Source organism: Verrucomicrobiia bacterium (assembly GCA_035629175.1).
Classification (GTDB): Bacteria; Verrucomicrobiota; Verrucomicrobiia; order Limisphaerales; family DASXHY01; genus DASXHY01.
Map to the genome: position 1 here is coordinate 1 of DASPIL010000037.1, position 26,992 is coordinate 26,992.

At 58.5% G+C, this 26,992-nt stretch carries 15 protein-coding genes; 8 read left to right on the forward strand and 7 right to left on the reverse strand.

Annotated features, from left to right (window positions below):
* Positions 1–395: 395 nt before the first annotated feature.
* Together VEH04_05870 and VEH04_05875 are read right to left on the reverse strand one after the other, a co-directional pair.
* Complete coding sequence (locus VEH04_05870; protein ID HYG22293.1) at positions 396–1,394, reverse strand: pectinesterase family protein; 999 nt, start codon at positions 1,392–1,394, stop codon at positions 396–398.
* A gap of 7 nt (positions 1,395–1,401) precedes the next feature.
* Positions 1,402–3,129 (reverse strand): SpoIIE family protein phosphatase, encoded by a 1,728-nt coding sequence (locus tag VEH04_05875; GenBank protein HYG22294.1) that lies wholly within the window; start codon positions 3,127–3,129, stop codon positions 1,402–1,404.
* Positions 3,130–3,439: 310 nt separating this feature from the next.
* Here VEH04_05875 and VEH04_05880 point away from each other — a divergent pair, with 310 nt between their 5' ends.
* The 4 genes from VEH04_05880 (at position 3,440) to VEH04_05895 (ending at position 8,027) form a co-directional block, all read left to right on the forward strand.
* Positions 3,440–4,465 carry a glutamine synthetase beta-grasp domain-containing protein gene (locus VEH04_05880; protein HYG22295.1) on the forward strand — a complete coding sequence of 342 codons (1,026 nt, stop codon included), beginning with the start codon at positions 3,440–3,442 and terminating at the stop codon, positions 4,463–4,465.
* A 321-nt stretch (positions 4,466–4,786) separates the two neighbouring features.
* Entirely contained in the window at positions 4,787–5,044 is a 258-nt protein-coding gene (rpsO, locus tag VEH04_05885; GenBank protein HYG22296.1) for a 30S ribosomal protein S15, read from the forward strand.
* A gap of 185 nt (positions 5,045–5,229) precedes the next feature.
* The gene (gene pnp, locus VEH04_05890) at positions 5,230–7,527 is read left to right on the forward strand and encodes a polyribonucleotide nucleotidyltransferase (protein ID HYG22297.1); all 2,298 of its coding nucleotides are present in this window, start codon (positions 5,230–5,232) and stop codon (positions 7,525–7,527) included.
* 116 nt (positions 7,528–7,643) lie between these two features.
* Complete coding sequence (locus VEH04_05895; GenBank protein HYG22298.1) at positions 7,644–8,027, forward strand: rhodanese-like domain-containing protein; 384 nt, start codon at positions 7,644–7,646, stop codon at positions 8,025–8,027.
* Here the strand turns inward: VEH04_05895 and VEH04_05900 are convergent.
* The 3 genes from VEH04_05900 to VEH04_05910 all read right to left on the reverse strand — a co-directional run bounded on the left by VEH04_05900 (position 8,018) and on the right by VEH04_05910 (position 11,363).
* Positions 8,018–9,658, reverse strand: coding sequence for an aminotransferase class V-fold PLP-dependent enzyme (locus VEH04_05900; GenBank protein HYG22299.1), 1,641 nt, complete (start codon positions 9,656–9,658; stop codon positions 8,018–8,020). The genes VEH04_05895 and VEH04_05900 overlap by 10 nt on opposite strands.
* Positions 9,655–10,299, reverse strand: coding sequence for a glycerol-3-phosphate acyltransferase (locus tag VEH04_05905; protein HYG22300.1), 645 nt, complete (start codon positions 10,297–10,299; stop codon positions 9,655–9,657). The genes VEH04_05900 and VEH04_05905 overlap by 4 nt, the downstream gene beginning before the upstream one ends.
* 161 nt (positions 10,300–10,460) lie before the next feature.
* Positions 10,461–11,363: a Gldg family protein gene (locus VEH04_05910; GenBank protein HYG22301.1), complete on the reverse strand. Its 903-nt coding sequence runs from the start codon at positions 11,361–11,363 to the stop codon at positions 10,461–10,463.
* Positions 11,364–11,674: 311 nt separating this feature from the next.
* Between VEH04_05910 and VEH04_05915 the strand changes: the two genes are divergently transcribed.
* The 3 genes from VEH04_05915 to VEH04_05925 are packed head-to-tail and all read left to right on the forward strand — an operon-like array spanning position 11,675 to position 16,339.
* Complete coding sequence (locus VEH04_05915) at positions 11,675–13,264, forward strand: multiheme c-type cytochrome (GenBank protein ID HYG22302.1); 1,590 nt, start codon at positions 11,675–11,677, stop codon at positions 13,262–13,264.
* Between the two features lie 14 nt (positions 13,265–13,278).
* Positions 13,279–14,133, forward strand: coding sequence for a cytochrome c3 family protein (locus VEH04_05920; GenBank protein ID HYG22303.1), 855 nt, complete (start codon positions 13,279–13,281; stop codon positions 14,131–14,133).
* Positions 14,134–14,152: 19 nt separating this feature from the next.
* Positions 14,153–16,339 (forward strand): hypothetical protein, encoded by a 2,187-nt coding sequence (locus VEH04_05925; GenBank protein ID HYG22304.1) that lies wholly within the window; start codon positions 14,153–14,155, stop codon positions 16,337–16,339.
* Positions 16,340–16,370: 31 nt separating this feature from the next.
* Here VEH04_05925 and VEH04_05930 read toward each other — a convergent pair whose 3' ends face one another.
* Entirely contained in the window at positions 16,371–21,443 is a 5,073-nt protein-coding gene (locus VEH04_05930) for a S8 family serine peptidase (protein ID HYG22305.1), read from the reverse strand.
* A 507-nt stretch (positions 21,444–21,950) separates the two neighbouring features.
* Here VEH04_05930 and VEH04_05935 point away from each other — a divergent pair.
* Positions 21,951–25,643: a two-component regulator propeller domain-containing protein gene (locus tag VEH04_05935; GenBank protein ID HYG22306.1), complete on the forward strand. Its 3,693-nt coding sequence runs from the start codon at positions 21,951–21,953 to the stop codon at positions 25,641–25,643.
* On the opposite strand, the gene VEH04_05940 is transcribed toward VEH04_05935, so the two are convergent.
* Complete coding sequence (locus VEH04_05940; GenBank protein ID HYG22307.1) at positions 25,619–26,965, reverse strand: amidohydrolase family protein; 1,347 nt, start codon at positions 26,963–26,965, stop codon at positions 25,619–25,621. The genes VEH04_05935 and VEH04_05940 overlap by 25 nt on opposite strands.
* Between the last annotated feature and the right edge of the window lie 27 nt (positions 26,966–26,992).

Sequence of the window (26,992 nt, forward strand, 5' to 3'; positions counted from 1 at the left end):
GAGCCGCGAACGAGCGTTCGAGGTCCGGCTCCGATCGGCGCTACCCCACTCGCCGACCACCCCGTCGAGCCGCTTCGCGGACAAGATAATCAGGTCACTTCCGCTCCGCGCGAAGTGACAAATTTAGATCAGGACTTGACCAGGTTTAAACGCTCCTCCTCTCCCCAGCCCTCTCCTCCGCTCCGAGCGGAAGAGAGGGAGTCCGAATGGGACTGCACAGCTGTGCATCAGGGCGTCATTCGAAGGGGCGCGTTTCCTTACAGCATCTCTTTGCTGGCGCGAGCTTCGTGTGATTCGAATGTTTCGAGTGTTTCGTGGTAGATCTTCTTATCCGCGTTTGCAGTTCCTGATGTGCCTGAGCCACTCAAACATGGAAGCGTCACCTGCGGGAAATTTTACTGTGAATCAAGCCCCACCTGCTTCAGCGGATTCCATCCGTCCGCGCCACCCAGCACGGAATGCGGAGTAATCGCTTTCGCCTCGGCGTCCGACAACTGGCGAATCCACGGAACACGCTTCTCCACTACTGCGCCTGGCCCCGTGTTTCCGTGCTCTGCGTAACGCGTGGTTTGCTCGGCGTCCTTCTTGTTCCAGTTGTGCCAGCCTTCGGGACGAACCACCTCGGACATGCTTGTGTTCAGGAAAACCGTGCTGGCGAAGTTCCGCCAGGGGCGGCCGAGGTAGGTCTTCACATCGTTCGTTCCCGTGATCCGGCCATTCGCAAAAACGAAACCGAACTTCTGTGTGTCCGGCGTGGATGCCGCGGTGATGTAGCCGTTGCGCAGGCAATGAATGTGACATTTTTCGAAGTACGCCGTGGCTCCGCCAAAGATGAAATCCACGTGCCCTTCAATGTAGCAGTTCTCAAAATACTGCCTCCCGCGATTCAACAGGATGGTGTCCTGCCAGCCCAGGAAGCGGCAGTTGCGAAAGGCCGCGCGATCGCCATCCACACGAATCGCCAGAGCCTGTCCCACCGGCCCTGCCGAGTTTTCGAACGTGACGTTCTCCGCCGTGAAATCCTCTGCGTCGATCAAGACTGTCGGGGTGCGAAACGTGCCAATGGGTTTTCCGTCGGCCCCCCTGATGTTCGCGTTGAGGTCAAACGTGAGGATGGTTTTCTCCGCGCTCTCGCCGATAAAATGAAAGAACCTTTTTTCGCGCTGAACGTAGATGACTTCGCGATACGTGCCGGGCTTGATGTGAATGAAAACGCGATTGCTGCTGCTGCCTGCTGGCACAGCCATCACCGCCGCCTGAACGGTTGTGAACTGCGCGGAACCATCGGCTGAAACGTAAAGGTTTGTGTGCGCGTGCAGCGAACCTGTCACAAACAACAGCGACGCCATCGCAAGGACCGAAGCCACGCCGTGGAACGGTTGGGAATTATTCATAGGTGATTCAAACGTTTTGCGCCAAGTCCGGCGCGCCGATCGGACAGGAACTTTCCGGCGCGGGGCCGACACGCCTTACGCCAACACCCACAACCGAAACATCATCCGTAAACTCTGCGCACCCGCAGAATTGTTGAATGTCGGCCATTACCTTTGCGAACAGTTCAGCTGTTGGCAGATGCGACCGCGCCTTCACCGCCGCCATCAGGCGCTCGACGCTGAAGCATTCATGGTTGTGCCCCTCCGCTTCAATGAGACCGTCAGTGAAGAGCAACAACAGATCGCCGACTGCGATGTCCTGCCGGGCGGTTGGGAAAATGGCGTCTTCAAACAGTCCAAGAGCCGGACCCTTCGACTTCGCCGCTCCACCCAGGGGTTCCACCTCGGCTGCAGCGCGCCGGACGTGAATGGCATCAGGGTGAGCGGCGCTGGCGTAGCGCAGCTCGCCTTTGTCGACATCCGCAATCAGATACAATGCCGTGGCGAACATGGTGGTGCCACTCAGCTTGAACACGCCGGCGAGAGCGTGATTGATCTGCCCCAACAGCTTTCCCGGATCCGCCGAGGCATGGCCCAAATCCTGGACCAGGGAACGCATCATCGCGGTGATCAACGCGGCTCGAACATCGTGTCCCATCACATCGCAGATGAACACGCCGACCGTTGTGTCGGACAGTTCGACCACATCGTAGAAGTCACCGCTCACCGCGCCGTTCGGCAGGAACAAGCTGAAGAACTCCAGGGCGCTTTCGGGATAGGGCAGATGCGGCGGCAGGCACGGAAATCTTTGGGGAAGCATCGCCAGTTGAAGTTCGCGGGCCATCTTGAGCTCGTCCGCGATCTGCTGGTTCTTCTGCTGCAGCTGGCGGGTCCGCTCCTCCAAGGCGAGTTCAGCCTTTTTCCGTGCCGTGATGTCCCGGGAAATTCCGAAGGTGCCGATGATGCGTCCCGACGGATCCCGCAGCGGCATCTTCGTCGTGGATACCCAGGAAATGCTGCCGTCGGGCCACGTTTCCATTTCCTCGATTCCCACGAGCGGTTTCCCCGTGCGAATGGCTTCCTGCTCGTCCTCCCGCGCCTGTTGGGCGTGCTCGGCGCTGAAGAAGTCCGCATCGGTTTTCCCAAGCGCGTGAAGCGGATTCTCGAGACCGAAACGCCGCGCGTGTGCCTGATTGATCCTGATGAACCGGCTCTCGCAATCTTTGAAGTAAATCGCGTCAGGGATGTTGTTCATCAAAATTTCCAGCAGGTGCCGGTCACGGCGCGAAGCGGCCTGGGCAGCGTGGCGGGCCAGCGCCTTGCGAACGGCGCTGGCGACCGCCGCGGTTGAAGTGCTGGAGCGGACAAGAAAATCCTGCGCACCGGCGTGAAGCACGGCTTCACCAGATTGTTCGCCGCCTTCCCCGATCAAAACCACGAACGCGGAATGAGGCGCGGCGCGGTGCACTTGGCCGAACAATTCCAATGCAGTTGCGGACGATTGCGACACGTCGAGCAACACGAGGTCGAAGGACTCCGAACGCAGCAGCGACAAGGCGGTATCGGAATCTGCCGCGGAGACGACTTCGAAGCCGTGGCGCCGCAACTCTGGACCGAATCCGGGCGGGGCTTCGATCGCCAGGAGATGGTGCGAAACCGTGGGCATTGGGCGAAAGATAGGCAAAGGATTCGTGATGTCCAGCAGCCGCATGCGTGAGACGACGGCAGGGCCGCCCGGCAGCCACGCGGAATTCACAACCAGGGCCGATTCAAGATTCCTCTTCGATTGGCTGAATTTTATTTCACGATTGTGCAAATTCGCGCAGAGCGGTCGAACATCGACAGGCTTGAGCGATGGCCTTCTCGCAGTTTGTTGCAGTCGTGAAAATGGTCCAACGGTGATAAAACCTGCTGTTGACAGGGCTGGGATGCACGTGACGAAGCGGGCACTGCAAAGTTCTTGCTTGCTGGCATTTTCCCTGCTGAACTCCGCAACCATAGTTCAAGACCGAACCCGTGGCGCAGTTGGATTGAACAACCAATTCAGTCACACACAAACACTCAAAATGGCGAAATACAAATTAGAATATATCTGGCTGGACGGGTATGAGCCCGTTCCCAATCTTCGTGGCAAGACTCAGGTGAAGGAATTTGCGGCGTTCCCGAAACTGGAAGAGCTGCCGATGTGGGGATTCGACGGCAGTTCCACCCGCCAGGCCGAAGGCCGCAGCTCCGACTGCATGCTGAAACCTGTGGCCGTTTACCCCGACAGCACCCGCAAGAATGGGGCGCTGGTCATGTGCGAAGTCATGATGCCGGATGGCAAGACGCCGCATCCGAGCAATTCCCGCGCAAACATTCTTGACGACCCCGGCGCGTGGTTCGGTTTCGAACAGGAATATTTCCTCTACCAGGATGGTGTGCCGCTGGGATTCCCGAGCGGCGGCGGTTTTCCTCCACCTCAAGGCGAGTATTACACCGGCGTGGGTTACAAGAACGTGGGCGACCTCGCCCGCCAGATTGTTGACGAACACCTCGACCTCTGTCTGGACGCTGGCATCAACCACGAAGGCATCAACGCGGAAGTCGCAAAGGGCCAATGGGAATTCCAGATTTTTGGCAAGGGTTCGAAAACCGCCGCTGACCAGGTCTGGATGGCCCGCTATCTCCTGCTGCGCCTGTGCGAAAAATACGGCGTCGATGTCAACTGGCATTGCAAGCCGCTCGGCAAGGATGTGGATTGGAACGGCTCAGGCATGCACACGAACTTCTCAACGGACCACATGCGCGAAGTGGGCGGCAAGGATTACTTCGAACGCTTGATGGCAGCTTTCGACAAGTTCAAGAACGAGCACATCGCCGTTTACGGGCCGGACAATCATCTGCGCCTCACGGGATTGCACGAGACGCAATCGATCGACAAGTTTAACTATGGTGTGGCGAATCGTGGCGCATCGATCCGCGTTCCCCACAGCTTCATCAACAACAACTATCGTGGTTACCTGGAAGATCGCCGTCCGAACTCGCAGGGCGATCCTTACAAGATCGCGGGCCGGGTGCTGCAGACGATCGCCACGGTGCCCCTGAAGTAATGGCGGGATTTTCCCTGGCGGCAAATGCAGCCGGGGGCGCTCAGGGGGTATCGGAGTACGGCGCGGACGTCATGTTCGCGCCGTTTTTGTTTTGCAGGAGGATTGGGGTCTTTGCCCCATACAGGGAAAAAGACGGCGCGGCTTAACTCTCGCTGCCAACAGATTCTCGAACCGTCGGCAGGGAGGGGCGGTTGTTTGTTAGACGTAACGGACCGGCTCGGGTGAAAACCCATGCCGGTCCGACTTTCTCCGGGGAAAAGAGCTTTACACCAAGCCACGACGAATCTAGATTCCGCTGCTAATATTTTCGGAATAATTGATATGGAAGCAAAAACGAAGACGATTGAATCATTTAAGTTGCACGAGAAGGATACAGGTTCGGCGGATGTTCAGATCGCCTTGCTCACGCAACGGATCAATCACCTGACGGAGCATCTGCAAACCAACAAGAAGGATCACAGCTCCCGCAGGGGCCTGCTAATGATGGTCGGCCAGCGCCGTCGTCTTCTCGATTATCTTCACAGCACGGATGTGAGCCGATATCAGGCGATCACCAAGAAGCTCAAGCTTCGTCATTGATTTCAAAAAGCCAGCCCTTCGGCTGGCTTTTCCACTTCGAACCTGGACCGCGGGCGCGTCGGTCCAGTTCGTGTTTAAACCCACGCGTCGCAAAGGTTCTGAAGGCTCCTGGGTAATTTCATTCAGTCCCGAGTTTCATCGGGATTCACTGAAGTTTCTCGGCGGCCACAGACAAAAAAGGAAAAATGCCAGAAAGAGTCGTCGCCCAAATCGGGGACAAGCAAGTCATCATAGAAACCGGCAAGCTTGCCAAGCAGGCTGACGGTGCCGTGACAGTTCAACTCGGCGAAACGATTGTGATCGTCGCCGCAGTCGCCGCCACCAAGGCCAAGGAAGGACAGGACTTCTTTCCGTTGACGGTCGACTACCGCGAAAAAGCAGCTGCAGCCGGAAAGTTTCCCGGCGGCTACTTCAAGCGCGAAGGCCGTCCCACCGAGAAGGAAATTCTCACCTCCCGCATCATCGACCGTCCCATTCGCCCGCTCTTTCCCAAGGGCTGGTACAATGAAGTCCAGGTGCAAACAATGCCGTTGAGCGCCGACGGCGAAAACGATCCCGACATGCTCGCCGTTCTTGGCGCGTCAGCAGCGCTCATGGTCAGCGACATTCCATGGGCTGGTCCGCTCGGTGCCACTCGCGTTGGACGGGTCGGTGGCCAGTTCATTGCCAACCCCACCCACGTGCAGATGGCGGAAAGCGACCTCGATCTCGTTTACGTCGGAAATGAGTCCGACATGGTGATGTTCGAAGGTTCGGCCAAGGAAATTTCGGAAGCTGATTTCAATGCCGCGCTGAAGTTCGCGCAGGAAGCGATTCAGCCGATGATCCAGGCACAGAAGGAATTGGTCGCGAAAGTCGGCAAGAAGAAGCGCGACATCACGCTCAACATCGTTCCTGATGAAATCCTGAACGAAGCCAAGTCGCTCGCTGGCGATCGCATCGTTCCCGCATTGTTGAACCCCGGCAAGATGGCCCGCGAAGCTGCGGTCAATGCAATCAAGGATGAAGTCGCCAAGAAGCTCCTCGAAAAGCACGGCGCCGAGAAGATCACAAATTTCGTCGTAAACGACGCGTTCTACTATATCCAGAAGGAAGCCGTGCGCAGCCTCATCATGAAAGAGGAGAAGCGCCTGGACGGACGCAACCTGGATACTGTTCGCCCGATCATTTGCGAAGCCGGCATCCTGCCGCGCGCGCATGGTTCGTCGCTCTTCAGCCGCGGTGAAACGCAGGCAGTTGCACTCGCAACGCTCGGCACGGGAGAAGACGCGCAGGAATTCGATTCCTACACAGGCGGAGCGAGCGAGAAAAAGTTCATCCTGCATTATAACTTCCCGAACTATTCGGTCGGCGAAACCGGACGCATCAGCGGGCCCGGCCGCCGCGAAATCGGCCACGGCGCGCTTGCCGAACGCTCGATCGAACCCATGATTCCGCTCACCACGTATCCTTATGCGGTGCGAGTGACCTGCGAAATCATGGAGTCCAATGGCTCCACATCCATGGCATCGGTTTGTTCCGGATCGCTGGCATTGATGGACGCAGGCGTTCCCATGATTCGTCCGGTCGCTGGTATCAGCATCGGCATCTGCACCACCTACGCAAACGACAAGAAGATTGCCGACTACAAGTTGCTGACCGACATCATCGGCTGGGAAGACGCCTTCTGCGACATGGATTGCAAGATTGCGGGAACGGAGAAGGGCATCACGGGATTCCAGCTGGACCTCAAGCTCAAGGGCATCCCGCACGAGATCATGACGGAAGCGGTGGAGAAGGCCCGGGTCGCGCGCCTGTTCATCCTCGGTGAGATGGCCAAGACGCTCGCCACGCCGCGCGCTGAGATCAGCAAGTACGCACCGCGGATCGAAACCGTGAAGATCAACCCGGAGAAGATCGGCGCGCTGATCGGACCCGGCGGCAAGAACATCAAAAAACTGGTCGAGGAATCAGGTTGCGAGATCAACATCGAAGACGATGGAACGGTGAACATCTTCTCCGTGTCGTCAGAAGGCATGAAGATTGCCAAGGATGCGATCGTCGGAATGACCGCTGAGGCCGAGATTGGGAAGATCTACCGCGGCAAAGTCGTGACGATCAAGGAATTCGGCGCCTTCGTGGAATTCCTTCCTGGCAAGGACGGATTGGTTCACATCAGTGAGCTGGCAAACTTCCGCGTCAAGCAGACCGAGGACATCGTCAAGATTGGCGATGACATCTGGGTGAAATGCCTTGGCGTGGACGAAAAAGGCCGCGTGCGACTCTCCCGCAAAGCTGCAATGGCAGATCGCGACAAGGAAATGGGCACCACTCCTGAACAGCCGCCCGCCGGTTATGAAACACAGGGCGAAGGCGGACAGGGATCCGAACAAGGCGGTGACAGGCCGCCCCGCAGTGATCGCGGTGACCGAGGCGGCGACCGCGGTGGCGATCGCCGGCGCGGAGGTGGCGATCGTCGTGGACCTCGCGACGGCAATCGCTGAGCCGTAGTTTTAATCTCAAGGCGGACCGGAAACGGTCCGCCTTTTTTGTTTTGTCGAAAGTGCCTTGGCGGGATTCACAGCCTTGACCCGCGCTGTCGGGCCACTAACTTTCGGCCATGGATCATTCACCAGGATTTCTCAAGCTCACGAGCGAAGCGAAAACCCGCATCAACGAAATCAACGTCGAAGATGCCCGCGCCCGGCTCGCGGCAAATCCCAACGCCATATTGATCGATGTGCGTGAGGATCACGAATGGAAGGAAGGTCACGCGGCTGAAGCGGTTCACCTGGGTAAGGGGATTCTGGAGCGCGATCTTGAGAAGCTCTTTCCCGACAAACACACCGAGATCATCATGTATTGCGGCGGCGGATTTCGCTCGGCGCTGACCGCTGATGCCGCGCAGCAGATGGGATACAAAAAGGTGTTTTCGCTGATCGGCGGTTACAAAGGGCTGGTGGCGTCAGGCTGGAAGTGCACTGGCAGCGGTTCTCAAGCCTGAGTTTTGGCGTTGGACAAATTGGAGTTGCGGTTGCAAATCCGCTGCAGCGCGTTCGCAACTGACACGACTTTCTCCCGCGCGCATTCGCCCATCAGGCAGATCTGGATCCAATTCTTCGCCCGCAGATATTCGCTGTTGTAGCTGACAAGGTACCCCGATTCCTGCAGCAACTCAGATGTCTTCACAGAATTAAGTTCCGGCGGGAGCGCAATCGTGATGACGGCGGGCGACGTGGTCGTGCTTGACCCAACTGTTGCAAATCCCATTTCAACCAGCCGCGCGCGCAGCCAATCGGAAATCCCCTTGATCGTATTGAAGCGGTGTTCCCAATCGACCGGCTTGATCGCCGCGTGCAAGGCATGCAGGAGGTTCGACGAAAAAGTGAATGGAACCCCGCCTTGCTGCGCGTAGTAGGCAAGGTCCAGGTAACGGGGCAGTGGACGCGCCGCGGGTTTCAATTCGTGATTGTAGAACACCATCGAAATGCCCGGATAGGAACGCAAACCCTTGCCGCTGGAAGAGGAGGCGAGGTAAACGCCTGACAAATCAACAGGAACGGTCCCGACGCTGCTGATGCAATCCAGGCAAAGCCGGATATCGAACTCGGCGCAGAGCGTCTTCAGCCTTGCCAGGTCGTTCAGCACGCTCGTCGAAGTTTCACAATGCACGCACCACAGCCAGCCTGGCTTCTCTGCTGATTCAAGCGACTGCCTGATGCGGGACCAATCGAATGGCGCCCCCCACGCAAATGCGACCGCCTGGAAATTCAGTTCGAAGCGGCGCGCGTGATCGACCAGGCGCTGTCCGAATTCGCCGTTGGAGAGCACAATGCCAGGACGCTCCTCGAGGGACAGCTGCGCGGCAATGACGTCGTTGGCCAGAGTGCCTGAACCTTGAAGCAGTTCCACCCGCCCGGCCCCCACAAGCTGGGTCAGAAGCTGTTTCGCAGCCTTGAAATCTCTCATGAACGCATCCGAGCGATGCGATTCAGGAGCCTGTTCAAAGGCGCGGCGAACCTGCCGCCGAACAGCAACAGGGCCGGGGAGAAAATTGACGGAGCTTGGCTGGAACGCGCGCGAAACCGAGGAGCGCAGGAATTCCCGCGCACTGGTTTCAAATGTTTCCATCGCCACAAACATTGGCTGAAACTGCGCCTCGCCATTGCCCACCACGGGGCCGAAGGGAACAAATCCAAGATGCTGGTACAGCCGAAACTGCCGCGTCGTGCCAGAGATCACAGCCGAGTCGTAACCCTTTTCGATGCTGTATTGCCACAGGAGAGCGAGCAATCCCTGCAGCACCTGCGCGCCCCGGAATTTCTTCTCGATGGCCAGAAGACGGACTTCACAGACCGTTCGGCCTGCAGGCAAATACGAATCCAGATTGGGGAGTTTTTGGTCAAGGGAGAAGGGGCGGTTGCCGCGTGCGGCAAGCATGCCGACCACCTTGTTTCCGCAGAGGCAGATCAGGTATGTGTTCTCGGCGTGGAATTTGTCGACCAGCCGATGCGTCGGCGAGCTTTGGTGCTGGGGGATTTCTTCGACAAACGTTTTGTAGTTCAAGCGGTGAATCTGCTCAAACTCCCAGTCTTCGGAGGCAAACTTGAAAACCAGCGGCTCGCGTGAAGTCATGGTTGCGATTGCTCGGGTTGCGGTTGGTTGCGGCGCGCGGCCAATAATGAAAATTCCTCGACGAAATTGCGGCGATGCGCGAGCAGCACGATGGCGGCCCATGCGGAAAGAAGCGTCACGTGGGCGGGTTGCGGATGCAGCCACACGTCCGCCAGTGGGAGGCAGGCCATGGCAATCAATCCCGGAAGGACGGTTCGGCGAAACACCGGCAGAAGAGCGATGAACAGCACGGCGAACACCGCGGCCAGCTGGGGATCGAACGCGAGCAGCGTGCCGATCGAAGTCGCCATTCCTTTGCCGCCGTGAAACCTTAATTGCAACGGCCAGACGTGCCCCGCCACCACGGCAATCATGCTCAGGAGAATAATCCGGGGATCATTTGTGAAATGATGCGCCACCCAAACCGCCAGGACTCCCTTGAAGACGTCACAGACGACAGTCAGAAAAAAGCCCTTTTTCCCGAGCAATCTGCCCACATTTCGGGCGCCAACGTTGCCGCTGCCAATCAGGCGGATGTCCTGGTCAGTGAACCAGCGCACGAAATAATAGCCAGACGTGAAGCAGCCGAGGACATAGGAAAAAAGAAAAAGACCGACAGCGAGGTTCCCATTCGCGGAATACCAATAGTCAATCCAGGACATATTCAGGTCTGTAGCTCCAACAGTTGCTCGTTCGAGAACGTGCGCGAGAATAACGCGTCGACCGCCTGCGAGGGAATCAAAATCTCTGTCGATAACGAGCGTGGGACGCGGGTTTCAAACGGTCTTGCCCGTCGCTGTCGGGCCGGGGAGAAATCCAATTATTATTGACGCGCCGTCTTCAATCCCTCCCACGCCTCGATCTGCGCTTCCGATCGCGCGCTGATTTCCTTGATCTTTTGCATTTGGGATTGCTGGACCTGCTGGAGTTCGCGCAGCGCGGCCTGCTGTTCTGAGTCGGTTCCACTCGCCTGTGCACGCGCAAGTTTCTCCTGCGCGTCCCGCATCATCATGGCGGTTTCCTCGGAGACCTTTTTCAATTCCTGCACTGCAGCCTGCCGGAGCTGTTGCTTTCCATCCTCCAGTGAAACGGAATCCCCGGACGGAATCACGCGCTGCACCTGCTCGATCGACGCGGCGCGCAGAGTGGGATCGGCAACACTCGGGCGAGATGATTCGGCGGGGGCGGCGACGCGCGCAATTGCGCGGCTCAGGTCGGCCTCGACGGCCGGCTCCCATTCAGGGGAGAGCAGGGGAAGTGTTTCACGGCGATCCCCCCCCGACACCGTGATGCCAAGAAAACATGCCTCGCCGGCATGCACATTAAATGCCTGCAGCCCATCGTGAGCCGCCGCTGTTGCAGCATCAGGATCCGAAACTGCATTGATGCGTTGCACGCGGAGCTGTCCCTCGGCTTCCACTTCGTAGGCGGACACCAGTTGCGCGACGCGTTCGGCAAAAGCCTGCGTCTCAGCCGTGGTCGTCGCAGGATCCAGAAGCGAGTAGAAGCGGATTTCAATGGGGCGATCCAGCTTCTGGAGCATGGCGCGCGTGCTTTCGCTGAGGGGGCTGCGGACCAGTGGACGGTGCGCCGTTGTGGAATTCCGCGTCAGGAGAATGGCCACTCCACCTCCGACAATTGCGGAAAGCAGGGCAATGCCGAGCAGGGACATGCGCGCGGCGGCGAGCAGGTTGCGGCGGCGGGAAGAGAGGGAGAACAGTTTCATAAACAGCGGCTTTGCAGGCGCGGAATCAGCGTGGCAAGTTCGGTTCGGAGGCGCGAGGAAAACCTGAGGCGACCAGGCAGCGAATGCATTCGCCTTCGCTTGCTTCGCAAACCGCAGTGCCCGCGCGCTTTACGATTGTTAGCGCTCGGCGTTCCCGCCCTTCGGTTGTCAAGGCGCGGTAAGCATCCGCCAATTTCGGGAAAGAGTGTGCATCAGAGCGCGAATAGTCTCGTGCTCACCCTATGGGCAATTGGCATCCAATCATAGCACCAGCGGCCCCTGACGAGCGCCGGTCCAACCCACGAGATTTCATGATCTTCCTGCGAACCGCTTTTCACATACCGCTCATTTGCTGTCTCGCCCTCATCATTGCCACCCGGGCGGCTGATGCATCGGCCGCCGAGCCCGTGCCGCACCTTACAATGACGCAGCCAGGTGGAATGCCGGGCTGGCCGGTGATCACGAGCGTCGATCGCGCAACGAACGGGATGACTGTTCATTGGGAAGGTCCGCCAGGTTATTATCGATTGTTCCAGAAGAAAGGGGTTCAAGACAAAAACTGGACGCAGGTCGGCACACCGATGCTCGGACGCCAGGCCACGATCACCACTCTCTCCAGCAATGCGTTCTTCCGGATTTCCGGACCCTCTCCACGCTATGCCGGCTCACAGGTTTGCGGCCAATGCCATACAGACGTTCACAACAATGCAATGCACACCCGGCACGCTGAGGCGTTACAAACCCTGAAGCAGATCGGGCAGGACAAGAACGCCTCCTGTTTGCCCTGTCACACGGTCGGACACGGACTGCCGACAGGCTTCACTTCGGAACTCGCGACGCCGAACCTGGCTGGCGTGCAATGTGAAAACTGTCATGGCCCGTCAGCGAATCACGCCGCAAACGAGGAGGACATCACGCTGCGTCCGCGCAAGGACATCGCTGCGCAGGTGTGCGGCGGCTGTCATACGGATTCCCATCACCCGACGTATGACGAGTTCAGCGGCACGGGTCACGCCAATGTCACGGAAGACATGAGCCTTGTGAGCCGCGTCGACAGTTGCGGGCGCTGCCATTCGGGTTCGGCCCGGCTGACGATGCTGAAAGGCAACAGTGCGCTGAGCGTTACGAACGACGCGAACATGGGAATCACTTGCGTCGTGTGCCACGATCCTCACAGCAATACGGTGAACCCGTCGCAGTTGCGAAATCCTCTTGCTTCCACCAACGACTTCTTTCTTTCCACATCGGGAAGCTTTGCCTCTGCCTATCGAGAGGACGTCAACGTCTGCGCGCAATGCCACAATCATCGTGGCGCGTCGTTCACGAGCAGCGGCCGCCCGCCGCATCATTCTCCGCAATATAATATGCTCATCGGCACGGTCGGGGAGCTCTCGGGCGGCACCAAGCCAAACCAGGCGGGAGCACATGCGCGATTGATTGAAAAGCAGTGCGTGGGATGTCACATGGCTACTGAGGAATACGTCAGCGAGGCACAACCGGCCATGACGGGCCACAGTTTTCGTGTGGAAACATTCAACAGTTGCGCTGAATGCCATCCGTTCCCCGAGCTCCTCACGGTGTTCACGACGTTCTCCGTATCGAACCAGGTGCAGCAGCTCAAGCAGGCGCTGGATCTTTGGGCAACCACGAAGGCGTCCGCGGCGTTGCGTACAAAATACGGCGCGAGAGCCTGGGAATACACGACGCCTGGCAGCCTTTCGAGTGGCGGGCCGGGACCGAGCGCGGCGGAGCAGGCTCAGATTCCAATCAACATCCAGAAGGCTCGATTCAATTTGTACATTGTCCAATATGACGGCAGCTTCGGTGTGCATAATGGTCCCTACGCGATCACGCTTCTGGATGCAGCGCGCGCCTGGATCCAGGCGGAACTGAACAACTGAGGGGCGCAATTACCATGAGACTTCCAAACAGGATCAAGAATATTCCAGCAGCCGCGGTTCGTTGGATTGCGCTCGCGGCGGTGGCTGCCGTCGTGGGCACAGTAATGCTTGCGTGCCGCACCACGAATCGGGCTGTCGTCGTGCTGCCCGATTACCCAGGCGCAAAATACATTGGCTCCAAGGAATGCGAGCAATGTCATGACACCATTTACAGAGATTTCCAAACGGCTGATCATGCACGCCTGATCACTGGAGGCGCCAACGCCCTGAATGCCGGTTGCGAATCGTGCCATGGCCCGGGCAGTGTGCATTCCGATTCCGGCGGCGAGATCAAGCCGCCGTTCAGCTTCTCGTCAGGCCGGCCACAACCCACCAGTGCTCTCGGACGGCAGGGGGTCGACCCCGCCCGCGCCACGGAAGACGTTTGTTATCAGTGCCACCAAGATGTTCGCGGCGAGTTCAACCTGCCGCATCATCATCCCGTTCCCGAAGGCAAGATGAGTTGCACTCAATGCCATCCACCGCACAAGGGGATCGCGCATGTGGGCGGCAGCACGCGGCTCACATCGAAGGAAGAGAACTGCATCCAGTGCCACCCGTCGCAGCGCGGCCCGCATGTCTTCGAGCATGAGGCAATGCGTGAAGGCTGCTCGGCATGTCACTCGGCCCACGGCAGTGTGAATCCGAAAATGCTGACGGAGCGCGATTCGAACCTGTGCCTCAAGTGCCACTTCCAGGAGGTGCGCGGCGACAGCCTGCTCATCGGCGGCATTGAACACCGCGACCGTGTTCAGCAGGGAACGTGCTGGACGGCGGGCTGTCACGAAGCCGTTCACGGGTCACGCGTGAATTCCTCGCTGCGCTATTAACCATCAACTCTGAACGCTGATGAAACACCAAGAAACGAATCGCAAAGCGGGAAGGGGAATGGCCACACGAAAGCTTCGCCTGTGGGCGCGGCTTTTTGTCGGGGCCTCCATTGCGGCTTGCGGCGCACACCTGCACGGCGCTGAATCAGAAGCTCCCGCTGCTGAAGCGGCCGATGACGCAAAAGAGGAGACGAAAGAAGAACTGACGCCCGAACAAATGTTCGAAGGCGGCGAGGAAATCCCAGGCAATTGGGTCGAGATCTCCTACGGCGGCATGCTCACGTCGGGCAGCAAGGGTACTGCGCAGCAGCGAATGCATCTCGGAGAAGGCATGTTCGGCGGCATTGAAGATCTGCATTATCAAAAACAGGTCAACAAGGAGACTGTGTTTTCAACGGATCTTCGGGCTCTGCCAGGCGAGGAAGATTACCGCCTTAGCCTGAGCCTCGTTCGTGAAAAGCTGGGATTCGTCCGGTTTCATTTTGAACAGTTCAGAACGTGGTACAACAATCCGGCAGGACATTTCGAACCCTCGCCTTTCCGCCTTCCTGCCCATGACGAAAGCCTGTTCATTGACCGCGGCGAGATCGGATTTACGGCTGGACTGACCAGGGCGAAGCTGCCGCAGATCACATTCGAATACCTGCACCAGTTTCGGGACGGTGAAAAAGGGTCCACGGCGTGGGGACCCGTGAACCTCGGTTTTCATCCGCCAAACCTCAGCATTCAGCGAAACCTCGCGCCATCGTTCTGGGACATTGACGAAACGCGCGACATCTTCGCGCTCGACCTGCGGCATCCAATCAAAAAAACCGAAGCCGGCGTGGGTGTTCGCTATGAAGTCGGGAACATCAATAACGCAAGGAAGATGAATTTTCGCCCGAGCGAACCGAACGAACGAAAGGTGACGCATCGGGAAGGTTCGAGCCACGACCTCTTCAGCGCGCATGCATGGACCGAAACGTGGCTCAAGAACAACCTGATGTTCTCGTCAGGGTTCCTGTTTGCGAACTTGCACGACAGCCTTTCAGGGCGCCGTGTTTACGGCGATGACTTCGACGTTAACTATTCTCCCGCCGCGGCGAATGGTGCGGGATTTGTGAATCTTGACGGCGTGATGAATCGCAAGGAGTACGTCATGAACCTGAATCTCATGACGATTCCCTTGCAAAACCTCACGATCATTCCATCGATGCGAGTGCAGAAGGAGGATTGGGATGCGGAGTCATTTGCAAATCCAACCACGGGGAATAATCCCCCTGCGCCGATGTTGGCCCTGCGATCCAATGGCGATGCGCTCGACGTCCAGGAGCGGCTGGACGTGCGGTATACGGGCGTGACCAACTGGGTGCTCTACGCGCGAGGCGAATGGACGCAGGGTGAAGGACAATTGGATGAACGCGGCGGCATTCCTGCAAACGCCCGCATTCGTCGCGATACAGAAACGGAACGCCTGTTCCAGAAATACACCATCGGGGCGCGTTGGTATCCAATGCGCGCATTGACCTTCGACGCGGGCGCTTACTACAAGCGGAACAGTTACGACTACGATCACGAGTTAGACACCACCGTGAATGATTCGGCGAATCGCTATCCCGCTTACCTGGTGATGCAGGCGTTCGAAACGTTTGATGGCAATTTACGCGCGACCTGGCGTCCGCTGACAAAGCTCACTGTGTCCGGGCGATACGAATATCAGTTATCCACGATCAACACGCGGCCCGCGAGTGCCTCGGGACTCGCGGAACGGCAAAGCTCGGAAATGACCAGCCAAATCGTTGGAGGCAATGCGAGCTGGGTGCCATGGTCAAGAATGTCGCTGCAGCTCGGTGCAAACTACGTTCAAAGCCAGACGGAAACACCCGTCGCGGACCTCGATTTCACGCGGGCCGCCCTGGCGTCGCAGAACAATTACTGGACCTTCAACATGAACACGACGTTCGTCGTTGATAACAAGACCGATCTGAGCCTTGGCTATTTCCGCTACGAAGCGGACAACTTCAGGACGGGGCTCGGTACGGAGGGTTTCTCATTGGGGGCCGAGACCGCCGAACACGGCGTGAGCGCGATGCTGACCCGCCGCTTGACACCCAATTTGCGGTGGAAGATGCGTTACAGCTGGTACACGTCGGAAGATGACACTTACGGCGCGCAAAACGACTTCGACGCCCACATGCTCTTCACGAGCATGCAGTATCGCTTCTGATCGCGTCAAAACTTCGGCGGCTCGGCGCAGATCACGGTTCGGCCTGGATCCGGAAGAACACTGGGTTAGGCTGTGGCGGCGGGGTCCAGATCACGGAATGCGCGGAGGCCCGAATCCAGTCGCTTAGCGCGATCCACTCCGTTAAGTTCGTGCTGCTCCAAACGCGGTAACCATGGCCCGGTGCGGCTGGCCAATTAAGTCTGACGTCCCGCTGCGCTGATATCGATGTTGTCACTTTGAAGATCGGGGCTCGCGCACTGGTTCCTGCGCCAACCTCGACCCGCAGATACTGGGCTGAACGGCTGTTCATGGTGTTCGTAAAAGCCGCCCGGGTGGTGTCGGCCAGCGTCCAGGAATTCAGCGGAACCCATGCCACGAGGTTGCTGCTGCCCCACACACGATATTGATTTCCGGGAATGGAATTCCACGTCATGCGTATTCCATTTCCCTGCAGCTTCTCGACATCCAAGCGGAGGTGTGGCACCGCGTTGTTTGGATCTGTACCCGCCACAAACTCGGCCCAATCGCTTGCGCCGTCGCCGTCGCTATCCGTGCTCATGGTCCGCTCGGGATCCGCAACCCCGAATGTTTCCATTTCGTAGCCGTCGGGGATCTGGTTCGTATTCGCGTCGAGGAAAGTGTAATTGCCCGCGAACGTGATCGTCCCGCCCGCCGCCAGCGCGTTCGTTTGAGGGGCAGGGGTGACATGATACGGTGCGTCCCCAAACTGGATGACATACTGCCCTGGTGCGGCGTTCGTGATGACCGTGGAGCGGCCGCTGCCCGTTCTACCGCTTGGGCCGGAAAGCGCAAATACCGATTGCCATAGGTTGTTCGTCACCTCGATTCGCCCCGGCACAATGGTGTTCATTTCAATCGAAACGTCATCAATCAGCCAGCCGAGGCGCGGCGGTCCATCGATTGAAAACACGAAGTGATACCAGACGATGTAAACGACCTGCCCCACGTAAGGCGTGAGGTCGAACTGAAACTCCTCCCACTCGAGGGAAAAATCCTCCGCGAACTGATGCAGCAGAATGGGCGGCGTGGATATGTTGGTAATGATCTGGATCGCAGCCAGCTGGAAATCGACTTCGCCCTTGGGCGTGAAATCGTATTGATGTGAGAAACGCAATGTTGCCTGGTTGCCGCCTGTCAGCAGAATGCCCGGGCTGATCAGGTAGGATTCCATATGCCCAAGCGGTCCGCCACCCAGGTTGCTTCCCCACGCATTGGTCCCGGAACTCGGAACGAGACCGCCCCCAGGAGTTCCACGTTCCCACTGGGATTCTGACTCGTCCGCCGAAATGACCGACCAATCCAGGCTGCTGACTTCGAGGTTGTCGTTCCACGGGGGCACTTGCGGATCGAGGGTTGTGAAACTGTAGAGTTGCCCGTTGTTGTCGTCGGTTGTGGCATTTCCGGCGCGATCGCGGCTCGTCACGCGAAAGTAGTAGGTGGTGTTGGGTTTCAAGCCCGTTAGAAACAGCTCGTGTTCAGTCGTGGGCAGCGCGTCGTACGCAGTGAAGTTGATGGGCAGCTGGTCGGGCGATTCGCCATATTGCACCAGCGAATCCGCCGCCTTCGACGTGTTCCAGAAAACCAGCGCTTCCAGGTAACCCGGCTCGATCAGCACGTCCGCAATCACAGGCGCGTTGGTATCGAAGGTTGCTGTGACAGAATTGGTTCGGCTGGCCGATGCATCGAAGTAATCAACGCTGACCATGCCGGTTGGCGTTGCAGTGAAGATCCCGGGCGCGCCGCTGTTGGTTGGAGAAAAAATGATGTCGCCGCGAAACAATCCCGCTCGTGTGGTTTCCGCCAGGATCAGATGCAATTCATTCGTGCCATTGGAGTCACGAACCGCGATTTCGATTGTGCCCGCGCCGCGCCGATCCGCATCCTCCACTTCCACGAGAGCCCGGCCAGGCAGGGAATAAACGTCGCTGTCGAGGGTAACGATGCTTGTGTTGGGTTCCGGAGTAAGGAAAGCGAGAATATTTCGCAGGAGACCGGCCCGATTATTTCCAACTCCGATTCCAAGTGGAATGGCGTCGAGCGGAAATGACAGATAGACCACCTTTCCGGCAAGATCCAATCCGGTCCGAGGCGAACGCACGCCGACAATCTGATCATCTGCGAGCGCGACCGGAGCTCCATTCGTGGTGGGTGAAATCCAGTCGGAGGGATCCGTAACGCCGCCAAATTCCAGCAGCGCGAGAAGCTCCGCGTAGGGAGAATAATCCAGCGCAACATCAATGCCCGCGCCAACCGGATCGCCGCCAAATCCAATGACGTGATTCACGGGCATGTCCTCCACGTTGGCCTGGACCTGCAGGATGTCCCGCGCGAAGTCGGCTGCCCCCGCCTCGCCCAGGCGTGTCACTGCTTCCATGGAGGCAACGAACAGCGATCCGCCGTTCGTCACGTAACTTGCGAGTCGTTGAACGAGCGCGACGTCAGGCGCCAGCAGTTCGTCCATCCGCCAGATGACACAACGATAAGATTGCAGTTGCAACAGCGTGGGCGGATCTGTGTCGCGGGCATCGAAGACTTCGTAGGGCGTGCCCAGACGATCGAGGGCTTCGGTGTAACCCGAAAGCGGCGGCGCGGCGATAAGGCCGCCATAATCGGTGTAAGAATCGAGCAGCAGCACTGCAGAGGATTGGATGTTCGTGACAGTAAAGAAGGCACCGCTGTTGTCGTTCGTGGCGCGATTTCCCGCCTCATCGATGGCAACGACAAAATAGCGGATCGCGGTGTTTGGCGGCAGGTTGGCGAGCGAGAACTCGGTCTCGGTTGCAAACACCCGGTTGCTCAATCCGCTGGCCGGGCTTCCCTCACCGAAATAAATTTCCCCGCGGGCAGGCTCGTCTGTTTCCCACGAAACCGAGACCTCGCCGAAAATCTGCGATACGCCAAGGTTTTGAATGACAGGAGAATTCAAGTCGATCGTCGCAGTAAATGTTCGCGATGCCGGGGGAGACGCATCGGTATACGCCACCTCGATTTCATCCCCGTTCGCAACCTGCACCTGTGAGTTACCATTTGGTGCGCCTGTCACTGTCGCGACGAAGCCCGTAAACACTCCATGGTTCTGGCTGGGAAAAAGCGGGACGGATTTTCCGGCTGGCTCGCTTGTGCTGCGTACGAGCACTGCCGCGCTGGCCTGGCCTGCAAGGTCATAGTCGACCAAAGTCAGCCGCATTTGGTCAGGCGCACGATAGCTCTCGCGATCAGCAGTGATGATCCCGGTTCCGGCTGGCGCGAATCCGCCAGAAGTCACAAGCGCAAAATCCTGGTCCAAGCCTGGCGAGTCAATCCGCGCGTCCTCCACGACACGTGTTCCGCGAACGCGAACGAGATATTCGCCCGCGACGGGCTCGCTGAGATGAACGGCTTCGACATTGTTGATGGAATCAGCTGGCAGCGTGTCGGGGAGCGATTCGCCGTCGTTGAAGCGATTGCCGCGATAGATTTCTCCCGTCGGCGAAACCACTTCGAGATCCAGGTCATTGACGAGAGCGACGGCTGCCGCGGGAAGACCCGGGACATCTGTGTAAGCAAGGGTGACCTTCAAAGGTTCATCAGAAGCCCCAACGAGCACACGCGTTTCAAACACAGCGCCATTGGTCAGAAGACTCGTCTGATCCGTGAACTGGTAATTGCGTGTTGACCCAATCAAACCGGGCAGATTCACGCGTCCCCATCCTTCATCATTGTTGGGAACCGCGGCGGTCGTGATGCCGTCGTCCATGTCACTCGCAGAGTTGATTAACGCCGCTTTGACGAGTGCCGGTGACGGTGTAACTCCCCCCTGCGTAGCGCGCCAGTATTGAACGAAAACGGCTGCTGCGCCCGCCACCTGAGGTCCAGCCTGGCTCGTCCCGCCCTGATAGAGATAGCTTTCGGATATCGGCCACCACGCGAAGCCGTCGTTCGCGAAGACCGACCGCAACGATGCAATCCAACTGCCCGGCGCGACGAGGTCGGGCTTGATGCGTCCGTCGGCGCAGGGTCCGCGACTTGAGAAATCAGCCATCGCATCGCTGCCGTCCGCATAAATCGCAAACTCCTCGATTGGCAGGTTGAACCGATCATTTTGTGACGCGCCGGTGGCGATCACGTTCTTTCCCACGGCCGGGCTGCCGATGGTCTGGTAACCAGGCCCTGCGTTCCCCGCGGAAAATTCCAAAATGTAAGGCTGGTCGCCAAAGGCCAGCAGATCCGCATCGCGAACCAGGGCATCGAATTCCATCGCGCTGATGTCGTAATGCCCCTGCGTGTCGTCGCCCCAACTGTTTGAGCCGATGTCTGCACCTGCGCGTTTCGCATCACGCGTCACCGTTTCAAAACTCGGGGGAGGCGCGTACCCGCCTGCCGCATCAAACAGGCGTTGCCCGATCAGGCTCGCCCCGGGCGCCACGCCCAGTCCGTAAAGAAATCCAAGTTCGTCGGTTTCGCCGATCGCGCCGTTGCCTGCAATGATTCCTGCGCAATGGGTGCCGTGGCTGTGCTCATCCGCGGCGTCCTCCAACTGCCCGGGATTGCCATAATAAAAAAGCGCCTTCACGCGTCCCTGAATGTCGGGATGCATGAAATTGGTATCGCCACTGTCGAGGCCGCTGTCGGCAACCGCGACGGTGACGCCCGCGCCATTGTAGCCGAGCGACTGCATGCGGGTCTGGTTGCCTGGCCCATCACCTGCGACGATGCGCGACGAAACTTCATCGTAAAGGCGCATTTGAGGCGCGGGTTCAATCCAGAGCACGGCTCCTGATTCCGCCAGCGAATTCAATTGTTCGGGCGAAACCGACCCGCGCAGAACGCGGCTTGGACCCATTACCGTTTCCCGGCTCACGGCTGCAAAACGGCTTCGAGCCTGAAGGCGCTCGTTCTCGCTCAGGTCCGGGGCCAGGAGAACGGCGACTTCCATCGCTTGCCCTGGCGATGGCGCGAAATCCTTGAGGCGCGATTCTATTTTGTGCTCGGAGCGAAATTCGCCGGCATACCGGACAAACTCCAGCGCCCGGACGCTGGAAGGGGTGGCATTTTCGAATCGAGCAATAAATGCATCGTCCGGGACGTAGCGCAGCAGTGTCACGCCCTGGCCGGCAAGCTGGGCCCGCCATGCGGGTTGCAGGGCGTCGCGAAACTGGACGATGAAGAGTCCTGTGACAGGGCCGGGCAGGGGGCGCGCGGCGGCCGCCCCTGATACCGCTGAAACTTGATTTCTGAGTCGAATTGGCTTTTCCGCAGCACCAGCTGGGAAGGCGGAGAGGAAAGTGAGACTGCAAACCAGCAATAGGCTGCAAACGCAACGGGAGACAACCGGGAACATCACCAGGGACCCTAGTCGACGGCTCGGCGCTTTTCAAGAAACCGTCGATGGCTGGGCGCCAGGCTGCGCCCGGGGGCAAAGAAATGTGTCTATCCGTGCGGATCATCGTCATTCCCGATCCATCTTACGGCTCAATCCGCACAGGCGGGAGCCGATGAACATCTGTGGCGAACCGGGTTGGTTAAGATTTGCTCGTGCGCGACTGCCCGGCAGGTCAGCGCCGCGACGGTCCTCCGCGCTCGATGAGCATCATGAATCAACAGCGAATGCATGAATAGTTCCCGCACATTGCGGGTTAATTTTCCGCGGGCACACGGATTCCAGGCGGCGCTCATTGCGTGCCTGATCTTGCTGCCCATGCTCGCTTGCGCGCTCGATCCGGCGAAATCCATTCTTCAATTCAACTGCTTCAGCTGGACCCGCGCGAACGGCTTGCCCGCGGATAATATCACGGCGGTCGTGCAGGGTGATGACGGTTACGTCTGGCTGGGAACACGGAATGGCGTCCTTCGATTCGACGGATTGGGTTTCAAGCGAGTCGACTTCACCTTGCCCGCAGGAAGCGATTACGATATTCGCGCCATTTACCCTGCCGAGGCGGGCGGGCTGTGGCTTGCGATCAATTCCGGCACTTGCATCCGCCTGCAAAACGGCCGGGTAGTGTCGGTTCTGCCGAATTCCCTCGGCGACGGCCTGGGTCTCGCCTGTTTTGAAACACGAAGCGGCGACTTGTGGACGAGCAGCGAAGTGGGAGTCCAGTGGACGGATCGAAGCGGAATGAGCCATGTCGCTGATGCAAAGATAATGAATGTGATGGCGTTCACCGAGGATCCGCGAGGAAACGTCTGGCTGGCGACTGCCGAGAACGGCCTCTGGCGGTGGAATGGGCGGGAATTTACGCAAATCAAAGATGACCGCCTGGCCGGCCGGGTTCTGCGCGTCATTACATCAGGGGCGGAGTGCCTTTGGCTGGGAACTGGAACGGGCCTCCTGTGTTATGACTTTGACGGCAACCCGTTGCCGGGCCCGAAGATCGACAACGAGATCAAAACCGTTCTAGTCGACAGGCATGGAACCTTGTGGCTCGGGACGGCCGGAGAGGGATTGCTGCGTTACCGGGGCGGCGATGTTACGTCTCTTCGACGCTCTGAAGGTCTTGCTGATGATCGCGTGACATCGCTGTGGGAGGATCAGGAAGGGAGCCTCTGGGTCGGCACACACGCAGGGCTGAGCCAGCTTACCGACATTCGATTTCCCATTTTTTCTGTTGCGGGCGGAACGGCGCGCGCGGTGACGCCCACCGCTGATGGCGGTGTTTGGGTCGGCAGCTCATCTGGTCTCTCGTGGTTAAATGGAGAACGGATCCACAAGCCCGAAGACCTCCCGCAAATGCGGAACCGTTACGTGAAGCTTCTGATGCAAAGCCGGACTGGCCATCTCTATTTTGTCGACGGCGAAAAGAACCTTCATCTTCTCTCGTGGGACCGCGTGCTTCATTCCTATTCCAATAGAGACTGGCCAGGAGCCATTGGCGAAGACAGCGAGAGTGTGATTGTCGCGTACGGCGTGCCCCCGGCACTGGCGCGTGAGAAGAATGGCGTCCTCGAGCCCTTCGTTTTCAACGGCCCCGTCCCGGAATTCTACTGGCCGCACAACATGTGCACGGCCAAAGACGGCTCGCTGTGGGTGGCATCCAACAATGGATTGTTCCGCATCCAAAACGGACAGTTTCAACAATGGACCACCCCGCGACTGCCCACGTCGCGCGTTTATTGGGTCTCAGAAGACACGCAGGGGGCCATTTGGGCCGGCATGGCAAACGGCATCGCGCGCATCCGCAATGGCGAGGCAACCTTCGTCACTGCGCAACACGGACTTCCGGATGAAAGAGTGTATGCGATGATGGCTGACGACCTCGGTTCGTGGTGGGTGGCTACTGGATCGGGGATCGTGCGGATCGATGCCAAGAGCTTGAACGATTGCCTCGATGGCAAGCAAACACAGCTGCAAGCGGAGCTGTTCAACGACTTGGATTCGATCAAATCGAACGATCGCACAGACCAGGAACCATCGATTTGCAAAGATACGATGGGAAGGATATGGGTTCCCACGACGCAAGGGGTGGCGATGATCAACCCTGGAAATTTCTTCACGAATGCACTTCCGCCGCGCATTCGGATCGAAGACATCACTGTTGACGGCAAAGCCATCGACCGTGCGATGTCGGCCGAAGTGTTCGGGTCGTCGCGGCTGGAGATCGCCTTTGCGGTGTTGAGCTTCATTTCTCCCGCGAAAATGCAAGTGCAGTATCAGCTCGTGGGGTTTGATACCGAATGGCAGGACGCCGGAACGCGCCGGTCGGCAAAATACAATCGTCTGCCGCCTGGCAATTACCGATTCCACCTCCGGGCAGCGAACGCGGACGGCATTTGGAATCGCGACGGAGCGACGTTTTCATTCCGCGTGCCGCCGCCATTCCACATGACATGGTGGTTCCGCACCTGTTGCGGACTGGGGATGGGATTGTTGCTGCTCGCCGCCTATCGATGGAAAGTGCACCAAATGGCCGTGCGGCAGCGGCGCTTGCAGAAAGCGAACGAGAGCCTGGAGAACCGGGTGCGGAGTCGCACGCAAGAACTCGCATACGAACGCGAACTGCTGCGGACGCTCCTCGATTTTTCGCCTGACTCAATATTCTTCAAGGATCTGGAAGGGCGGCTCGTCAGACTGAGCCGCTCAGAAGCCCAGAACCTGTTTGCCATTGCGATGAGCCGATACCGCCGTGAAAATCCGCAGGGGGAATTGCCGGAACATTTGAAGAGTATTGAAGCGTTCCACGAATACGCCATTGGGAAATCGGACGCTGACTTTTACGAACCAGAAATCGCGTTGCGCTTCCGGCAGGATGAGGAACAGGTTTTGCAGAGCGGCAAACCTCTCGTTGGCCGCGTCGATAAGACGATTCTACAGGACGGCCGAACTGTATGGCACATGACCACCAAGGTTCCCTGGCGGGATCCGGACGGCAGACTCGTGGGGTCGTTCGGAACTTCGCGGGACATTACAGATCTCAAGGAAGCGGAGGAACACGCTGCGGCAGCCAATCAACGGCTGGTGGATTTGTCCCGGGAAGCGGGCATGGCAGAGGTTGCAACAGGCGTCCTGCACAACGTTGGGAACGTGCTGAACAGCATCAACGTTTCCACATCCATCCTGAGCGATCGTGTGCGCCAGTCCAAGATATCCTCTGTGGCCCGCGTAGCCGAGCTTTGCGACGAACAGGGCGACCGGCTGGGTGAATTTGTGCAGAAGGATCCCCGCGGCCGCCATCTGCCAAAATTTCTGAACCAACTGGCGGGCCAGCTTGCTCGCGAACGTGATGAGGCGCTGGAGGAACTGGCGAACCTTCAGAAGAACGTGGAGCACGTGAAGGAAATCGTCAGCATGCAGCAGAGCTACGCCCGGGTGATGGGCGTCACGCAGCGCATCTCGATCGTCGAGCTGGTGGAGGATGCGCTGCACCTGAATGAAGCGGGGCTCTCCCGCCGGCAAATCCAGGTGGTCAGGGATTATCGGGAACCGCTGCCGGAGATTGCCGTGGACAAGCACAAGCTGATGCAGATCGTCATCAACCTCATTCGAAACGCATTGCAGGCCTGTGAAGATACTGATCGCGCTGACAAAAAAATCGTGGTTGGCATTTTCTGCGAAGGTGCAGAGATCCGGATTTCAGTCTCGGACAATGGCGTTGGCATCCCGCGGGAAAACCTGGTGCGAATCTTCAGCCACGGGTTTACAACGCGGAAGGATGGGCACGGCTTCGGCCTGCATAGCGGCTCTCTCGCCGCAAGGCAAATGGGCGGCAGCATCCTCGTCGAGAGCGACGGCCCGGGTTGCGGCGCTGTGTTTACGCTCGCGCTGCCCCTAATCGAGGAACTTCAGGAAACCGAACCGGTGTCATAAGATGCGCGGGTGGGCGCGCCCTGAGGCGTGATCGCCCACTGGCCTTCAATCATCGACGCCATCACTCCTCCGCGGTGATTCACCGCTGCTTCGCTTGCCTGTTGAATGGGACCGTCGTATGGGATGGCAATGACATCCGCCAGCGCACCCTCGATCAGTTCGCCCGCCTGGCCCTGCAATTGCAAAGCGCGGGCGCCGTTGACCGTTGCCATGCGCAGTATGTCCTTCGGGTTTACCCCAGAAAATTTTTCAGCGAAGCAGGACATTTCGTCGAACATGCTGAGCTCGACCGAATCGTGCCTGCGTTTGTAAACGGTCGCCAGGCTGTCCGTCCCGAGGCAGACGTTCACGCCCGCGTGTTGCAGATCGTGAATGGGAAAGTCGGCGTGTTGAAAGTAAAAGTGACTTCGCGGGCAATGCACGACGTGGGCACCATGCGTTGCGAGCAATGCCGGATCAGCTGCGTCAATGTAATTCAAGTGAACCGCCAACAGGTTTGGTCCCAAAGCATCAAGGCTGGCCAGCTGCCGGATTGGGGATCCGTGCCCGCAGTCGCTCATGTCGCGTTCGTTTCTCTTGAGCCAATCGAACATTTCACCTCGCGCGTGCTGAAACATGTCGAATTCAAGCACCGATTCAGAGACGTGGATGGATAACAACCAATGGCGTTCGCGCGCTGCCTCGGCTGCAATGCGAATCAGTTCGGGCGCCGTTGAATAGGGCGCGTGTGGCGCCAGGCCAGTGCAGGAGCGGCCGTCATGCAGATGGTCCGCGCGCTGCAGAGCTTCGTTGAGAATCGACTCAGGTGAGCGCCGACTCCTGACGCCCGTCATCTCCAGCACCGAATGCACTCTTAGCGGGGTTGCGCTCCATACGTCTGGCAGGAGTTCCGGAACGGCTTCGAAATCCACGACAGTGGTGGTGCCTGTCCGCACCAGCATCTGCGCCCCCTGCAACCATGATTCCGCGAACTCCGTGTAATTCCACTCCGCCTTCGCCGCCAGCATCAGCTTGATCCAGTCCGTGAACCGCTTCTGCGGCGGCAGCAAGCCGGCCATCCCGGTGTAATCGAGGTGGCAATGCGCGTTGATCAAACCCGGCAGGAGGATGGAATCGCCGAGGTCCATGACATCGCCACGACTCTCGCGTGCGATCTCATTCCACGTCCCAACTTTCCTGATGCGATTGCCCGAGATGAGGACGGCGCCGTTGTCGCAGGGCGGCCCCGAAATGGGGAGCAGGATTCGCGAGCGCAGGACGATCGGAGCTTCAGAGCTGGAAGACGGGGCGTCCGCAGCTGGCGGCGCATTCTTCTCGTCCATCAACAATCAGCTTTCGCCGCTCAACAG

Bases quoted from the DNA above. Each gene is read 5' to 3' on its own strand.
- VEH04_05870 (HYG22293.1), bottom strand. From the start codon at position 1,394: ATGAATAATTCCCAACCGTTCCACGGCGTGGCTTCGGTCCTTGCGATG.
- VEH04_05880 (HYG22295.1), top strand. From the start codon at position 3,440: ATGGCGAAATACAAATTAGAATATATCTGGCTGGACGGGTATGAGCCC.
- rpsO (HYG22296.1), top strand. From the start codon at position 4,787: ATGGAAGCAAAAACGAAGACGATTGAATCATTTAAGTTGCACGAGAAG.
- pnp (HYG22297.1), top strand. From the start codon at position 5,230: ATGCCAGAAAGAGTCGTCGCCCAAATCGGGGACAAGCAAGTCATCATA.
- VEH04_05895 (HYG22298.1), top strand. From the start codon at position 7,644: ATGGATCATTCACCAGGATTTCTCAAGCTCACGAGCGAAGCGAAAACC.
- VEH04_05900 (HYG22299.1), bottom strand. From the start codon at position 9,658: ATGACTTCACGCGAGCCGCTGGTTTTCAAGTTTGCCTCCGAAGACTGG.
- VEH04_05905 (HYG22300.1), bottom strand. From the start codon at position 10,299: ATGTCCTGGATTGACTATTGGTATTCCGCGAATGGGAACCTCGCTGTC.
- VEH04_05910 (HYG22301.1), bottom strand. From the start codon at position 11,363: ATGAAACTGTTCTCCCTCTCTTCCCGCCGCCGCAACCTGCTCGCCGCC.
- VEH04_05915 (HYG22302.1), top strand. From the start codon at position 11,675: ATGATCTTCCTGCGAACCGCTTTTCACATACCGCTCATTTGCTGTCTC.
- VEH04_05920 (HYG22303.1), top strand. From the start codon at position 13,279: ATGAGACTTCCAAACAGGATCAAGAATATTCCAGCAGCCGCGGTTCGT.
- VEH04_05925 (HYG22304.1), top strand. From the start codon at position 14,153: ATGAAACACCAAGAAACGAATCGCAAAGCGGGAAGGGGAATGGCCACA.
- VEH04_05935 (HYG22306.1), top strand. From the start codon at position 21,951: ATGAATAGTTCCCGCACATTGCGGGTTAATTTTCCGCGGGCACACGGA.
- VEH04_05940 (HYG22307.1), bottom strand. From the start codon at position 26,965: ATGGACGAGAAGAATGCGCCGCCAGCTGCGGACGCCCCGTCTTCCAGC.